Origin of the sequence: Anabaena sp. CCY 0017, from assembly GCF_963920885.1 — a bacterium.
In the GTDB taxonomy this organism is placed as follows: Bacteria; Cyanobacteriota; Cyanobacteriia; order Cyanobacteriales; family Nostocaceae; genus Nodularia.
Genome location: NZ_CAWUDG010000001.1, coordinates 374,165 through 387,821 on the forward strand (window position 1 = coordinate 374,165; position 13,657 = coordinate 387,821).

Genomic DNA, 13,657 nt, shown 5'->3' on the forward strand with positions numbered 1-13,657 from the left:
ACTATTATATGTTCCTCAGTGTTTCTTAAAAACTACTAGATACAGGTAAATAAAGTAATGAATAATCCGCAATCTGATGAAGACTTACAGCGTCGCCTCCAAAATCTAGAGGCACAAATCAACTCTAAATCTGTAAATGTTGAACAACAACCAGAAAACACCCAGAAATTGCAGTCGGCATTTCTGAAGTTTAAATCTCACTTGGCACGATTGCAGCCTTGGTTTCAAAACTTAAACGGCATCACTAAGGTGATAGTTGCTGGTGTGGGGGTGCTAGTGGGATTTGCCATGCTCCAAGCTGTGCTAACACTGGTTGCATCTGTGATCAGTGTGGCAGTATTGGCATTCTTAGTGTATCTTGGGTACAAATTTTTTGTATCTGGTAACTTACAAAAAAAGTAATAATAGTACACTTTACAAAAAAAAGGGTGTGGGGTGTGGGGTGCAGGGTGTAGAAGAGCAACAATAAAAAACATTCGTTCTGAGTTCTTGTTGCTTCAATCCCATATTTCTAAACGTGGGTTCCCCACACCCTACACCCTATCCCCTACACCCTCTGAATCCCGCCCACACCCCCTCAAAAAGATAAATTCAAAGGAATTATGCAATGGCGACCCCAATTGTGAGGAGAAATACTAGTCAATCTAGCCAGTCCAACAAACCGGAAAAAGGCAACTCATTACCCTTAAACACTAGGCGTTTGGCTGCATGGGCAACTGAAATCACCCTAGTGGTGGTGAGTGGGCTAGTTCCCTTTGGGCTTGGTGTTTATGCCAATTCTCGCAGCGATCTCAACCGTGTGCCACTTCACCCAGTATTGGTAGTCACAGAAAGAGCGATCGCTCGACCATTAGCTTTACCTGTAAGCTATGGAATTCGCAACGTCACCACCCCGACGAATTTTTTGTGGATCATCGCCTTGTTAGCCCCTGTGACGCTTTCATCGTGGCAATTATATTTACTGGGTAAAACAGGTAGCACTCTTCCCAAGCGCAAATTTGGTGTGCGAGTTGTGAACGAAGTCGGCAAACCAGCAGGTTTAGCAGCCATTGTCGCGCGGGAAGGAGTTGGTCGATGGACTGTACCTGTTTCCGTTGCTTATATTCTTTGGCGCTATAGTTTTGCTTTTCCCAATTTAGGATTGTTCACATTTTTGGCTGTATTGATGGTGCTGGGAGAAGGGATAGCCTTACCATCACGGCGAGGTCGTCGCGCACTCCATGACTGGTTAGCAGGTACATATACAATAGATGCTACTCGTCCTTTGCCATCCTCGGTTCAGGGTAATAAGTCCCAGGTGTCACAGTCAGGAGAAGAATTAGCCCCTGTATCAATGTCAATGCTCACAGGAGAAACTACAAATACCTCTACCCTGTGGCAACGGATGCGGCAAAACCCCAGTCGGACTTTGTTTGGGGTAGCCCTTGTCAGCATGATCGCTGTGCTAGGGACTTTAGTAGCCACCCAAGTTTATATTCAAACTCAACAAACCCGGCGGGAAACCAAGCAAATCAACAGCCAAAAGTTTTTGGCTCTCGTAGAAACATTAAATCCTAACTCTGGTGCGACTATAGAAGAACGCCAAAATATAATTCTCGCGATGGGTGGGATCAACGATCCCGATTCCATTCAATTTCTCACAGACCTTCTGGTGAAAGAAACAGACCCCACGATTCTGAATACAATTCAACAAGCTTTAGCAACTGTCGGACTCAAAGCTATCCCGGAATTAAAAAATAAAAATCAGTTTTTAGCAGGTGAGTTAAAGTCTGTGGGTGGCAATACATCCTCAGAAGGGAAATTGCGACAACAGCAGTTACAGATTAATCAGCAGACAATCAACAAAATTCTCAGCGTCTACAGCACTCAAGCCGCAAGTGTGGATCTTAGTCAGGCTGAATTAGGTCAAAGCGGTACTCCAGAAACTTCATTTTTTAACTTGGTCTTAGAGAACGTTGATTTGTCGGGAATCAATCTTAAATCGGCAAACCTAAACCAAGCCAGTTTTAAAAGTAGTATCTTTCGCGCACCTGGTGAGGATGGACGCTGGGATACTTTTGACGATGCGATCGCTGATTTGACCCAAGCGCAAATGAGACAAGCCAATTTCACCGATGCTAATCTCAGTCGCGTGATCATGAACCGTAGCGATTTAAGCCGTGCTACCCTCAACAGAGCTAATTTATCCCATGCCCGTCTCATCGGTGCTGATCTGGGCAGTAGCCAGCTAGTAGGAGCCAATTTGCGGGGTGCATTCCTAGAGAAAGCTAGCTTAACTGGGGCTGATATCGGTGATGCCAAATTCAACGAAGCTAATTTGTATGGGGCGCGTTTAAGTCGCGTTATTGCGATCGGCACACATTTCTCCTATGCCAACTTAACTAATACTGAGTGGCGAGGAGCAGACTTATCGGGAGCCTATTTAGATCGGGCAAATCTCAGCAACGCCAACCTCAGCGCCACTCGACTTACTGGTGCTGTTTTGCGCTCCGCCAGGTTAGAAAATGCCAACTTAGAAAACGCTGACCTGAGTTTTGTTGATTTACGGGGAGCAAATGTGGCAGGTGCTGATTTTAAAGGAGCAGTTCTCGCTCCTGTGACACAAAATCCCGAAGATCAATTTGTCCAAATGCCAGAATTAGGCTCCGTTTCTGCTGTTGTCCAAGGAGTTGATTTTTCTCAAGCCAAAAATTTAGATCCTCGGCAAATAGCTTATTTATGTACCCAAGGCGGAGTGCATTCTAGTTGTGCATCCGTAGGATTGGGGAGTGGGGGAATTAATCGCAGATAAATTCTTACCTAATTAATTAGTAATAGCGGTAATATAAGTATTCAAACGAACTTATAACATTCAAGATGGTGTGAGGTTTCCGGTAATGAAGCATCTTTCTTATTTGGTTACAGCTTTAGCGACTGGCGCGGTCTTGAGTGTAGCTATGACAATTCAACCAGCACAGGCTCAGGTAGCTTATGGTAGTTATATCGGTGTAGGGCCAACTGTTGGTCTGACTGATGGTATTCAAGTTGGGGGTGTTGTAGCTGCCCGTTACAAGCTTCTAGAATCACCAATTTCTTTCCGCGCTCAAGCTTTAATTGGTAGAAATACGGCAATTGTCCCCACAGTTTCTTATGATATCCCTCTCAATTGGCAAACTGATGCCTACTTGGGCGCTGGTTTGGTGCTGGCTGGTGGTGATACTGCGTCTCCTGTGGGAAATAAAATCAGTTTTGCCTTACAACCAGGAATTGATTACGTTGTCCCAAATAGTCAGACTGTGATTTTTGGTAACGCCATCATTGCTTTTGATGCCTACCGTGAAGGTGGTGGTGGTGCGGCTATATCTGTGCAAGGTGGTGTTGGTTACAAATTTTAATATTTTGCCCATAACTTTGATCCCCGTACTGTAGTAGCGGGGTTTATTTTGTTGATTTAGAAATTTCATTTTTGGAGATGCCCTTAACTACAAATTTTTGCTCTTGTGAAATTTAACGTCAGATATTTTTTAATCAAACTACCCAGAATTTCAATTCCTTGCTCAATATCTTCTGGTGTGTGGCAAAAGTTCAAGCGCATGGCTTGATAACCTCGTCCTGGAAAAAATACAGCCCCATTGGCAAGAAGGATATTGTGGGATAAGGCCTCTCGACAAATTGCTTGAATTGGTAAATAATCGGGCAGATGAATCCACAAAAATAAACCACCTTTGGGAATAGTCCAAGCGATCGCATCGGGAAAATAATGTTCTAGTGCTTGCAACATCATGTTCCGTCCTTGCAAATTGCTAGTGCGTAAACGACTCAGGTGACGGCGGTAATGTCCCGAACCTAAAAACTCGCTGACAATTGCCTGAGATACCGTAGAAACGTGCAAGTCATTGAGTAATTTTTGTTTCACTAAATGCTGATGATGTTCCCCTGTCACCACCATGTAACCGACTCTTAATCCTGGCATGAGGGTTTTGGAGAATGTACTGATGTAGGTAACTAAATTGTGGTGATCGCTGGCCTTAATGGGAGCAGGAACAGGTTCAAAATTTAACCCTTCATAAGCATTATCTTCCAAAATCGAACATTCGTACTGTTGTGCTAATGCCAGTAATTTTTGACGATGTTCCTGGTTAGTTGTAATCCCTGTGGGGTTGTGTAGAGTGCTGATAGTGTAGATTAATTTTGGTCGGTGACTGTTGAGATATTGCTCTAGTAATTCTAGATTCATTCCCTGTGCAGTCATGGGAATTCCGATAACTTTAGCGCCTAAGTTTTCCAGAATACCTAAAGCACCATGATAAGTTGGTGTTTCGACAATCGCCCAATCCCCTCCTTGGAGATAGTATTGCATTGCTAGAGATAATGCTTGTTGTGAACCAGTAGTAATAATTATTTCTTCGGGAGAAACTACTAATCCTGTTTGCACTAACATTTGAGCAATCAACTGTCGCAGGAGAAGTTGTCCTTGAGGCAAGTCTTCTTTAAACAGGATATCTCCAGCTTTGGCTAAGGCACGTTTGGCAACTCGTTGGAGATTTGCTAACCCAGGATTATGGGGAAAACCTGAGCTGAAATCTATCATATCTGCTTGCCGTCGAGCCTGAATGGAAGCTGTATATTGTTCTAGAAAAGATCCTCCCCCTTGAGAAATTATTACCTCTTGGGCTGGGGCAAAGTAAGAAATTCGGTTAAAACCAGGGCTAAAGCTGGAGTTAACAAAATATCCTGAACCTTGGCGAGCATGAATCAGTCCATCGACTTCTAGAAGACTATAGGCTTCAATTACAGTTAACTTGTTGACTTGAATACTTTCGGATAAAGCCCTAATTGAGGGCAGTTTTTGTCCAGCCGTGATTTTGCCAGATTCAATTAAACGGCTCAAATAACTGCGAATTTGCAAGTAAATAGGGTTTTGTGAGTGCCGATCTAGAGGAATAATCACAGCGTCACTCTTCCTTAACGAAGAAAGTAGGAGAATACAGGCAATATAAAGGATTTTTCTGGGCTTTAACCAGTACAGTTGCGTTGAATTTGACTATAACAGTGAGAAATGCGGCGACTGTACCAGACTAAATTGGCTAAATCTGTACCTTCCCACATAGCTATTAGTCAGGGAATCTAGAAGGTATAAGTGGAGAAAAAATATTGTTATGAAGATAATTGAAGTATGGTTGCAGCTAAAGTCCAAACTGCAAAAATTAGTTACTGCACTATCAGCTAGTTCAGAATTGCAAGTTTGGCAAAAAAGCGATCGCTATGGTCATATTTATTGGCGCGCCTACAACCCCATCACAGGCCGCTCGGCTTGTTTTGGCTCGGAAGCAGAAATGCGAATATGGATTGAGATGCAATATTACCAAGAAATGTAACGATCAGAATTGATTTTTGTAAGAGTATAATCATCATAAATATTATCCAGTCGTCTATTATGCCATCTATCAATTCTTCTGATAAAACTGATGTCCTTCGTTACCGTCCTCGCCGTCTGCGCCGGACTGAAGCTTTACGAAAAATGGTCAGGGAAACAACTCTGAGCGTTAACGACCTGATTTATCCCATGTTTGTGACTGAGGGCGAGGGGCAAAAAGTTGAAATAGCTTCTATGCCTGATTGTTATCGCTTTTCCTTAGATTTATTATTAAAAGAAATTAAGGAAGTGTATGATTTAGGAATTAATGCGATCGCACTGTTTCCAGTAGTCCCCGAAGAGCTAAAAGATGATACTGGAACTGAAAGCTTTAACCCCAATGGACTGGTACAGCGAACTGTCAAAGCTATCAGAGAAGCAGTTCCAGAAATTATTGTCATGACTGATGTCGCCCTTGACCCTTTCACTACTCATGGGCATGATGGTTTAATCGATGATCAGGGTAATATTTTAAATGACCCGACTGTGGAAGTATTGGTCAAAATGGCAGTTTCCCAAGCAGCAGCCGGAGCCAGTTTTGTTGCACCTTCCGACATGATGGATGGTAGAGTCGGCGCAATTCGTCGCGCTTTAGATGCAGAAGGCTACATTGATGTGGGAATTTTGGCCTATTCAGCCAAGTATGCTTCTGCTTATTATGGTCCGTTCCGGGATGCTTTAGATTCTGCACCAAAATTTGGTGATAAAAAGACTTATCAAATGGATGCAGCTAACGCTAGAGAAGCTTTAACAGAAGTGGAATTAGATATTGCTGAGGGAGCAGATATGGTCATGGTTAAACCTGCGTTGGCTTATCTCGATATCATCCATCAAGTCCGCAACGCCACAAATCTGCCTGTAGCAGCATATAACGTTAGTGGTGAATACTCGATGATTAAAGCTGCTGCACGTATGGGTTGGATTGATGAGAAAAAGATCATCTTGGAAACTTTAACCAGCATGAAACGAGCCGGCGCTGATTTGATTTTGACTTATTTTGCCAAGGAAGTGGCTTTAATGTTGGCGTAAACCTCTCTTGTTTATTTCTCTGCGTTCTCTGCGCCTCTGTGGTTTGTTTTTTTTCATGAATTTATTTCTGGGAAATGCCTAATTCTAATTCTTAACGAACCGCATATCGCTAAAGCGAAAGCTCCGCTAACGCGCAGCGTATGCCCCCAGGGCGCTAGGGCGCAAAGTACACAAAGGAAGAAGGGAAGAAGGGAAGAAAGTTATTATTGCTTTGGATACAAAACCCAGAAAAAATAAAATGATGCGAGTTTTAATTCTGGGTGGAACCGGAGAAGCGGCAGAATTAGCTGCCAAAGTTGCTAATATCCAGGGAATTGAGGCAATCTCATCTCTAGCCGGTCGCACCCGTGAACCGTCAATCCCATTAGGTGATTTCCGAATAGGAGGTTTTGGTGGTGTGGCTGGACTAGCTAAGTATCTGCATGAGATGAAAATCGATTTGTTGATTGATGCTACCCATCCTTTTGCGACTCAGATTGCTTTAAATGCGGCTGATGCTGCAATGGAAGTTAAAGTACCTCGCCTGAAGTTAATCCGCCAACCTTGGGAAGAAGTTAATGGCGATCGCTGGATTAAAGTTGATAGTATAAAAACTGCCGCAGATGTTCTCGAAAATCAATCAAAACGCGTCTTTTTGAGCATTGGTAGGCAAGAAATTGGTGCTTTTGCTCATTTGCATCAAATTTGGTTTTTAATGCGGATGATTGACCCACCGCAGCCCAATACTTTAGTACCACCGGGAATATTATTGTGCGATCGCGGGCCTTTTAACCTCCATAATGAGAGAGAAATCCTAATTCACCATCAAATTGATACCATTGTCAGCAAAAATAGTGGTGGTGATGCCACTTATGCCAAAATTATTGCCGCACGGGAACTAAAACTCAAAGTTGTAATGATAAACCGTCCCCCTGTACCGCCAGGAGAACAAGCCACAGAGATAGAAGAAGCTTTGGCGTGGCTATCACAGCACTTACATCCGTGACTCAGTATTTCTTCCTTTGCGCCTAACGCACTTCGTGCTAAAGCTTACAGCACGCTACGCGAACGCTTCGCTGATGCGCCTTTGCGTGACAAAAAAACAAACATAAAAAACGCCCCCCATTTCTGAGAGGCGTTTCTTATTCAGCTAAACTTTGAGATTAACCGTTGATTGCAGGTGCTGTTAAAGCAACTGGAGCAACATCAGCAGCAGCCAAGTCTAGGGGGAAGTTGTGAGCGTTACGCTCGTGCATTACTTCCATACCCAAGTTAGCGCGGTTGATTACGTCAGCCCAGGTAGCAATAACGCGACCTTGAGAATCAATTACTGATTGGTTGAAGTTGAAACCGTTCAAGTTGAATGCCATTGTGCTGATACCCAAAGCGGTAAACCAGATACCGATTACAGGCCAAGCAGCTAGGAAGAAGTGAAGTGAACGGCTGTTGTTGAAGGAAGCGTATTGGAAGATTAACCGACCGAAGTAGCCGTGTGCAGCAACGATGTTGTAGGTTTCTTCTTCTTGTCCGAACTTGTAACCGTAGTTTTGTGATTCGGTTTCGGTTGTTTCACGTACCAAGGAAGAAGTTACCAAGGAACCGTGCATTGCGGAGAACAAAGAACCACCAAAGACACCAGCTACACCCAACATATGGAAGGGGTGCATCAAGATGTTGTGTTCTGCTTGGAACACAATCATGAAGTTGAAGGTTCCAGAGATACCCAAAGGCATACCGTCAGAGAATGAACCTTGTCCGATGGGGTAGATTAAGAAGACTGCGGTAGCAGAAGCCAAAGGCGCAGAGTAAGCTACACAGATCCAAGGGCGCATACCCAAGCGGTAAGATAGTTCCCACTGACGACCTAAGTAGCAAGCGCAACCGATCAAGAAGTGGAAAATTACCAATTGGTAAGGACCGCCGTTGTATAACCACTCATCTAAGGAAGCTGCTTCCCAGATGGGGTAGAAGTGCAAGCCGATAGCGTTGGAAGAAGGAACAACTGCACCGGAGATGATGTTGTTTCCGTAAATCAAGGAACCAGCTACTGGTTCACGGATACCGTCGATGTCTACGGGAGGAGCAGCTACGAATGCGATGATGAAGCAGGTGGTAGCAGCTAGTAGGGTTGGGATCATGAGAACGCCGAACCAACCGATGTAGATCCGGTTGTCGGTGCTGGTGATCCACTCGCAGAAGCGATCCCATACGTTGGCGCTTTGGCGCTGTTGTAAGGTAGTGGTCATTTCTATAATTGCGATATGTGTTGTTAATGAATCAGACGCACTGTTTGTTTGTCTGTCCTAATAAACTTAACATGAATTTACGTTTAGTGAAGTATTAATTTTGTTATTACTTTTGCTACAAACATTAGATTTACTTATGTCAGGTTCTGCGAAAGGTCAATCAGCCTTAAAAATCAAAGTAAATATAAGGTAAGCTGCCTTCAGGAGCTAATAACCACACAGCGTAGAGACATAGCGGCACAAAGACGAGCTTGACAGGCCAGTTAAACTCTAACTTCAGACGGGAATAAAAGGCATAGATGATACTCATAAATCCAGCTAAAATTCCCAGCAACGCAGCCAGCTGATATTGGCTCATATTCAGAGATTCTATATAAACCTTTTGGACAAACTGTGCATCGGCAGAATGACCCCAGAGATGCTGAATTACCCAAGAAGAATCTTGGAGGTTGGGGAGACGGAACCAAATCCAAGAGGTAAAAACCATTAACTGGGTTAAAAACCAAGCCACAACTATACCTAGAGGATTTTGCCAGAAATGGGCTAAATTTTCAAAGCGATCGCTGATTTCATCTGTAAGTCGATGAATCCCCAAAGCTAAACCGTGGTATATCCCCCAAACAACAAAACCCCAAGCTGAACCGTGCCAAATCCCAGCGATAAGCATCACAATAAATAAGTTCCAGCAGGTGCGAGTTAAACCTTGACGCGAACCACCCAAAGGAAAGTAGAGATAGTTTCGTAACCAATCACCTAATGTAATATGCCAGCGTCGCCAAAATTCAGCAATACTGGTGCTGAAATAAGGAAAGTTAAAATTCTCCGGTAAAAGTAAGCCAAAGAGTAAAGCACTCCCACGGGCGATGTCTACGTAACCACTGAAATCCAAATACAACTGCAAACCGTAGGCAAATGTAGCCAACCACAAATCAGCGCTACCAGCCCGTTGAAGATTGCCAAAACATAAATCCACAAAAATTCCTAAGTTATCTGCCAAAATTCCTTTTTTGACTGCGCCCCTAGAAATTAACCACAGTCCCTCTGTCACTCTCTCAGCAGAGGGAAATTTTGGTTTATGTAATTGCGATGACAAGCTGTGATAACGAGTAATTGGGCCAGAAATCAGTTTAGCAAAAAATAATTTATACGTCGCAAATTTAAGCAACTGTTTAGTAGCTGGCGCACCACGATAGACATCTACTAAATAAGCAATGCACTCAAAAGTAAAAAAGGAAATTCCTAAAGGTGCAATTAGTTTAAAAGCAGAATCTGGTGAATTTATTTCCCGATTAAAAACATATTGAAAGATAGTCGGCAGATATTTAAAACCCAGCAACAATAGAACGTTTAAACTTACACCCAGCCACAATAACTTAAGGCGGCGACGATTCCAGTCAGCTTGGGCAAACTGCCACTCTTCATTAGAAAGTTGCCAGTTAACAGTATATTTTCCGTGTGCGGTATTGTTGCCAATTTCCAACCCTAGACGAAAGTTAATGAAAGTCAATACTAAAAATAAAGGAATATACTGAATATTTAAAGATCCGTAGAAAACAAGGCTAGCAATCAGCAACGTCCACAGACGTAATTTCTGGTTAGTTACAGACCAATAAATTCCCAGTACACTCAGCAAAAACAGGCCATAAAAAATTGATATAAAGTTCATATTTATATTTTAGTAATTAGTAATTAGTGATTATAGCTGTTTCCCAGTTTAATGAAGTACAAGAACCCCACCCCCAACCCCCTCCGGTGCAAGCGAGGAGGGGGCTATGATATACCTTATATGATTAGAAAATGCTTTATACTCAGCACTCAGTACTTTCCCCGCATCCTGCTCAAGACTTTACTTTGTCGGCCAAGCAATCATCGGATCATTTGCCAACCTTTTTGATACTTCGTATGCTCCAAAGCGGTTGAGGTGACTGGGATCAGAAAAGTAAGCATTATTTTTTGGCCAAATTTGGCTTAAGTCTCTATATATCAAGTTGGAATTGCTGGACATAGATAACATATATTGCTGAAATTCTTGCTCATATTTTTTGCGGGCTGGATCTAAATAATCGGCGGTCAGAGGCATATTCACAAATACTAAGGAAATATTTCGAGACTGGGTAAACTGTAATATTTTTTCAAAAGCAATATCTTGTTCACCTTCTACCTGGAAATTTCTATAATCATTGTCGTAATCGCCTGTAACTCTAGGGTGTTTTTGATAGTGTTCCGTAGGGTCGAAACGCACAGACAAAGCTAAGAATCCATCAAAGTCTACGGAGCGATTGGTAATATCTATTTCTACATCATCTGGACTAACTTGTCTTTCTGATGCCAGATATTGGGTATATTTAACTAAAGGCAATGAAAGCAATTTTTCATGTAATAAAGCTTTAATTTCATCCCGATTTTCGTAACTAATAGAAAGTGCAGACACCGCCTGATTTAACTGCTCATTTATGATTTGATAAGTATTTGCATATAGTTTTGGTACAACTGGGGTCTGAACAGCAGAATTTTCGGAATCAGGCTGGGATTGATCGTGATCTGCGGCTGTGAATGCTTTCTGCAATGCCTGTTTATAACCTTCTGAAGAGGCGATCGCCTGAAAGGTAACATCCTCTCGATTGCTATTGAAGGCACGCAAACCATCTGCCCAAAGAATGAGTTTTGGTAATTCTGATGGCTCTAATACTTGACGAATAATCAAGTCTACAACTTGTGCTGTAGCACCGTTAATACCAAAGTTAAATACGTCAACATTGGGATAACCCTGAGTTGCTAAGGCTTGAGAAAGAGCTACGGGATCAATTCCTCTCAAGGCACGGGAGGAACCAATAATTAATACATCTGCGGCTTTACCTTTCTTCGCCACGCGCTGTTTATACAATGCTAGTTGTTCGTTTAATTGCCGAGAATTAAAACTGGACATTTGCGTGAGCGAAGCTCCCGTTTGTCCGGCGCGCGCTGTCAATAAAATCGCTGCGGCGTTGGCTCTTTCTTTGAGTGGACTAGCTCTTAAAATCTTCTCTTGTTGATCATCTTGAGTGAATCCAGAAGGATTAAAGGCATCCTTTTGACTCTGAGATGATTCTTGACCAGACCGACTAGTAAAAAATACTGCTCTTTCATTCTGATCTGCTTCCGGTTCAGAAAATGAGGGAGAAACACTCGTTACTTGTGGTGAACTGGGTGTAGGGCGAGTAATTAGATAATTTAAAATCCAATCAGTTTGCAGAGTCAATAATAAACCCAACATACCCCAGACTAGAGCTACTTTTAGCCCTTGACTATCCGGGTGTGGTGGTACTAACTGACCACTTTCTGTAAATATCTGCGTTTCTATCAGCAATTTTTTGAGATGAATTACTGTGGAGACGCGATTAATTGCGTCTTTACTCCAATCTCGTGCTACTTCTGTAACAAAATTTTGAACTTTTTCTGAGGTTAAATCGTTACGTAAAACTGGTTCTTGATTGTCAGTAGTTAAAAGTTCACTGACATATTCCGAAGTAGCAGCAAATTCGGGAGTGGCTTCGGGAACTAAGCGTTGGCGTTGGATTAAATCTACACCATGATGCCAAAATGGTTCCTTGTTACCCGCACGACGACCGTAAACGCGCACTCCTGTGATCCCTGGCATTTTTAAATGTCGCAAAAATTGAGTGACTTTAGGGGCTACTTGTGAACGAGTTGGGCAAATGGGAGCATCACACATAATGTGCAACAAGTCACCTTTGCGTAGCACCATTACACGAGTACCGCCTGTCTTTAAACGCCAATCCAGATCAAGATTGAGTAAGCGCTCTAGTAAGAAAATAATTGCTGGTTCATCACCCTGATTCGCTAACTCTAGGGGTAATGGAGCTAACGCTGGATGTTCAGTAGCAGGTAAAGTCAGCCAATCAATCCAAGTTGGTTGCTGATCTGAATTTCTATGTCCATAGACAGTGGCAGCTAGAATACCTTGGGGAGCGATCGCTTCTAGCTGTCGTGAAATTAATTTTAAACATTGGGTTTTATCTGGGGCTGGCGCTGTTTCTGTGGGATCAACACCTGGAGTACAAAAAATATGTAGGGTTGATTCCTTCAGGGAAGCTTGTACATCCACTTTGGAGCCTGATAATACTGACCCTAACAGCCTGGCGATCGCCTGGACATCTCCCCACCTAGCCCACTCCTTGAGCATCATCTCTGGCGGGCGTAAGTCCACTCTCAGCAGACACTCAGAAACAGCTTCACCACTGACTTGAGAAACAATTACCGCATCTTCGTAGCCCGCCAGTTTCAAATGCCGTAACTGCTCGGCTATTGGTTCAGCTAATAATGATGAATCGGGGCTATAGCTAGACTTACAAAAGATCCACAGGCGATTAACTGCCCCTTGATTGCCATCTTTTAGCTGAAGCTGCTTGGTTTTTACCTGTACCGATACACCCAAAGGACTGAGAGTTTCGCTGAGATAACGAGCAATGGCATTGGAGTCTCCTCGACGTGCCAAACTTTCATTAGAGATAATCAGCGCCCCACCCACCTGAGCAGATTTTTCCGAGTCTTCCAGGACTTGCTCTACCTGCTCTAGATGCTTCTCAAGTTGGTTTAAATAAACCCGATGACACCACTGGGGTCGATATTCCCCTTTCTTCCGTCCATAGACAAATACTTGGTATATTGATGGTTGTTCGTTACTAGTTAAAAGATCCAAATCTGTTTTTTGTAGCGCGTGAAGCAAGTCAGACAAAGTGCGCCAGCGTTGAGGAGACTCAGAACCTTCACAAAGAATGTGTAGATCATTTCCCCGCAACCGGACTTTTACCCCAAAAGAGTTGATTCCTGTGGCTTGGCTCACCCACTGCACTATTGATTTCTGACTATCTAGTAATCCTGTTTTCATGGGCAGTTAACTTTAGTCATTGGTCATTGGTCATTAGTTATTGGTCATTGCTCAATAAAACATGAATTCAACACCTTATTGTACAGATGCAATTTATCGCATTTGTACGCAGCACTTGGA

The 13,657-nt window shown here is 43.0% G+C and carries 10 protein-coding genes; 6 read left to right on the forward strand and 4 right to left on the reverse strand.

Going from position 1 to position 13,657, the window contains the following annotated elements:
* Nucleotides 1-57: 57 nt before the first annotated feature.
* The 3 genes from ACM0OW_RS01620 to ACM0OW_RS01630 all read left to right on the forward strand — a co-directional run bounded on the left by ACM0OW_RS01620 (nucleotide 58) and on the right by ACM0OW_RS01630 (nucleotide 3,374).
* Complete coding sequence (locus tag ACM0OW_RS01620; protein WP_414548279.1) at nucleotides 58-402, forward strand: hypothetical protein; 345 nt, start codon at nucleotides 58-60, stop codon at nucleotides 400-402.
* A gap of 205 nt (nucleotides 403-607) precedes the next feature.
* On the forward strand, nucleotides 608-2,791 hold the full coding sequence (locus ACM0OW_RS01625) for a pentapeptide repeat-containing protein (RefSeq protein ID WP_414548280.1): 2,184 nt from the start codon (nucleotides 608-610) through the stop codon (nucleotides 2,789-2,791).
* Nucleotides 2,792-2,876: 85 nt separating this feature from the next.
* A complete protein-coding gene (locus ACM0OW_RS01630) occupies nucleotides 2,877-3,374 on the forward strand; it encodes a hypothetical protein (RefSeq protein WP_414548281.1) in 498 nt (165 codons plus the stop codon).
* A gap of 83 nt (nucleotides 3,375-3,457) precedes the next feature.
* Here ACM0OW_RS01630 and ACM0OW_RS01635 read toward each other — a convergent pair whose 3' ends face one another.
* On the reverse strand, nucleotides 3,458-4,930 hold the full coding sequence (locus ACM0OW_RS01635; protein WP_414548282.1) for a PLP-dependent aminotransferase family protein: 1,473 nt from the start codon (nucleotides 4,928-4,930) through the stop codon (nucleotides 3,458-3,460).
* Between the two features lie 208 nt (nucleotides 4,931-5,138).
* Between ACM0OW_RS01635 and ACM0OW_RS01640 the strand changes: the two genes are divergently transcribed.
* The 3 genes from ACM0OW_RS01640 (at nucleotide 5,139) to ACM0OW_RS01650 (ending at nucleotide 7,409) form a co-directional block, all read left to right on the forward strand.
* The gene (locus tag ACM0OW_RS01640; protein ID WP_414548283.1) at nucleotides 5,139-5,357 is read left to right on the forward strand and encodes a hypothetical protein; all 219 of its coding nucleotides are present in this window, start codon (nucleotides 5,139-5,141) and stop codon (nucleotides 5,355-5,357) included.
* A 59-nt stretch (nucleotides 5,358-5,416) separates the two neighbouring features.
* A complete protein-coding gene (hemB, locus tag ACM0OW_RS01645) occupies nucleotides 5,417-6,424 on the forward strand; it encodes a porphobilinogen synthase (protein WP_414548284.1) in 1,008 nt (335 codons plus the stop codon).
* A 238-nt stretch (nucleotides 6,425-6,662) separates the two neighbouring features.
* Complete coding sequence (locus tag ACM0OW_RS01650) at nucleotides 6,663-7,409, forward strand: cobalt-precorrin-6A reductase (protein ID WP_414548285.1); 747 nt, start codon at nucleotides 6,663-6,665, stop codon at nucleotides 7,407-7,409.
* Nucleotides 7,410-7,566: 157 nt separating this feature from the next.
* On the opposite strand, the gene psbA is transcribed toward ACM0OW_RS01650, so the two are convergent.
* The 3 genes from psbA to ACM0OW_RS01665 form a co-directional block, all read right to left on the reverse strand.
* Nucleotides 7,567-8,649: a photosystem II q(b) protein gene (gene psbA, locus ACM0OW_RS01655; RefSeq protein ID WP_089090755.1), complete on the reverse strand. Its 1,083-nt coding sequence runs from the start codon at nucleotides 8,647-8,649 to the stop codon at nucleotides 7,567-7,569.
* Nucleotides 8,650-8,815: 166 nt separating this feature from the next.
* Nucleotides 8,816-10,315: an MBOAT family O-acyltransferase gene (locus ACM0OW_RS01660; protein WP_414548286.1), complete on the reverse strand. Its 1,500-nt coding sequence runs from the start codon at nucleotides 10,313-10,315 to the stop codon at nucleotides 8,816-8,818.
* Between the two features lie 180 nt (nucleotides 10,316-10,495).
* The gene (locus ACM0OW_RS01665; protein WP_414548287.1) at nucleotides 10,496-13,537 is read right to left on the reverse strand and encodes a DUF1574 domain-containing protein; all 3,042 of its coding nucleotides are present in this window, start codon (nucleotides 13,535-13,537) and stop codon (nucleotides 10,496-10,498) included.
* Nucleotides 13,538-13,657: the final 120 nt, after the last annotated feature.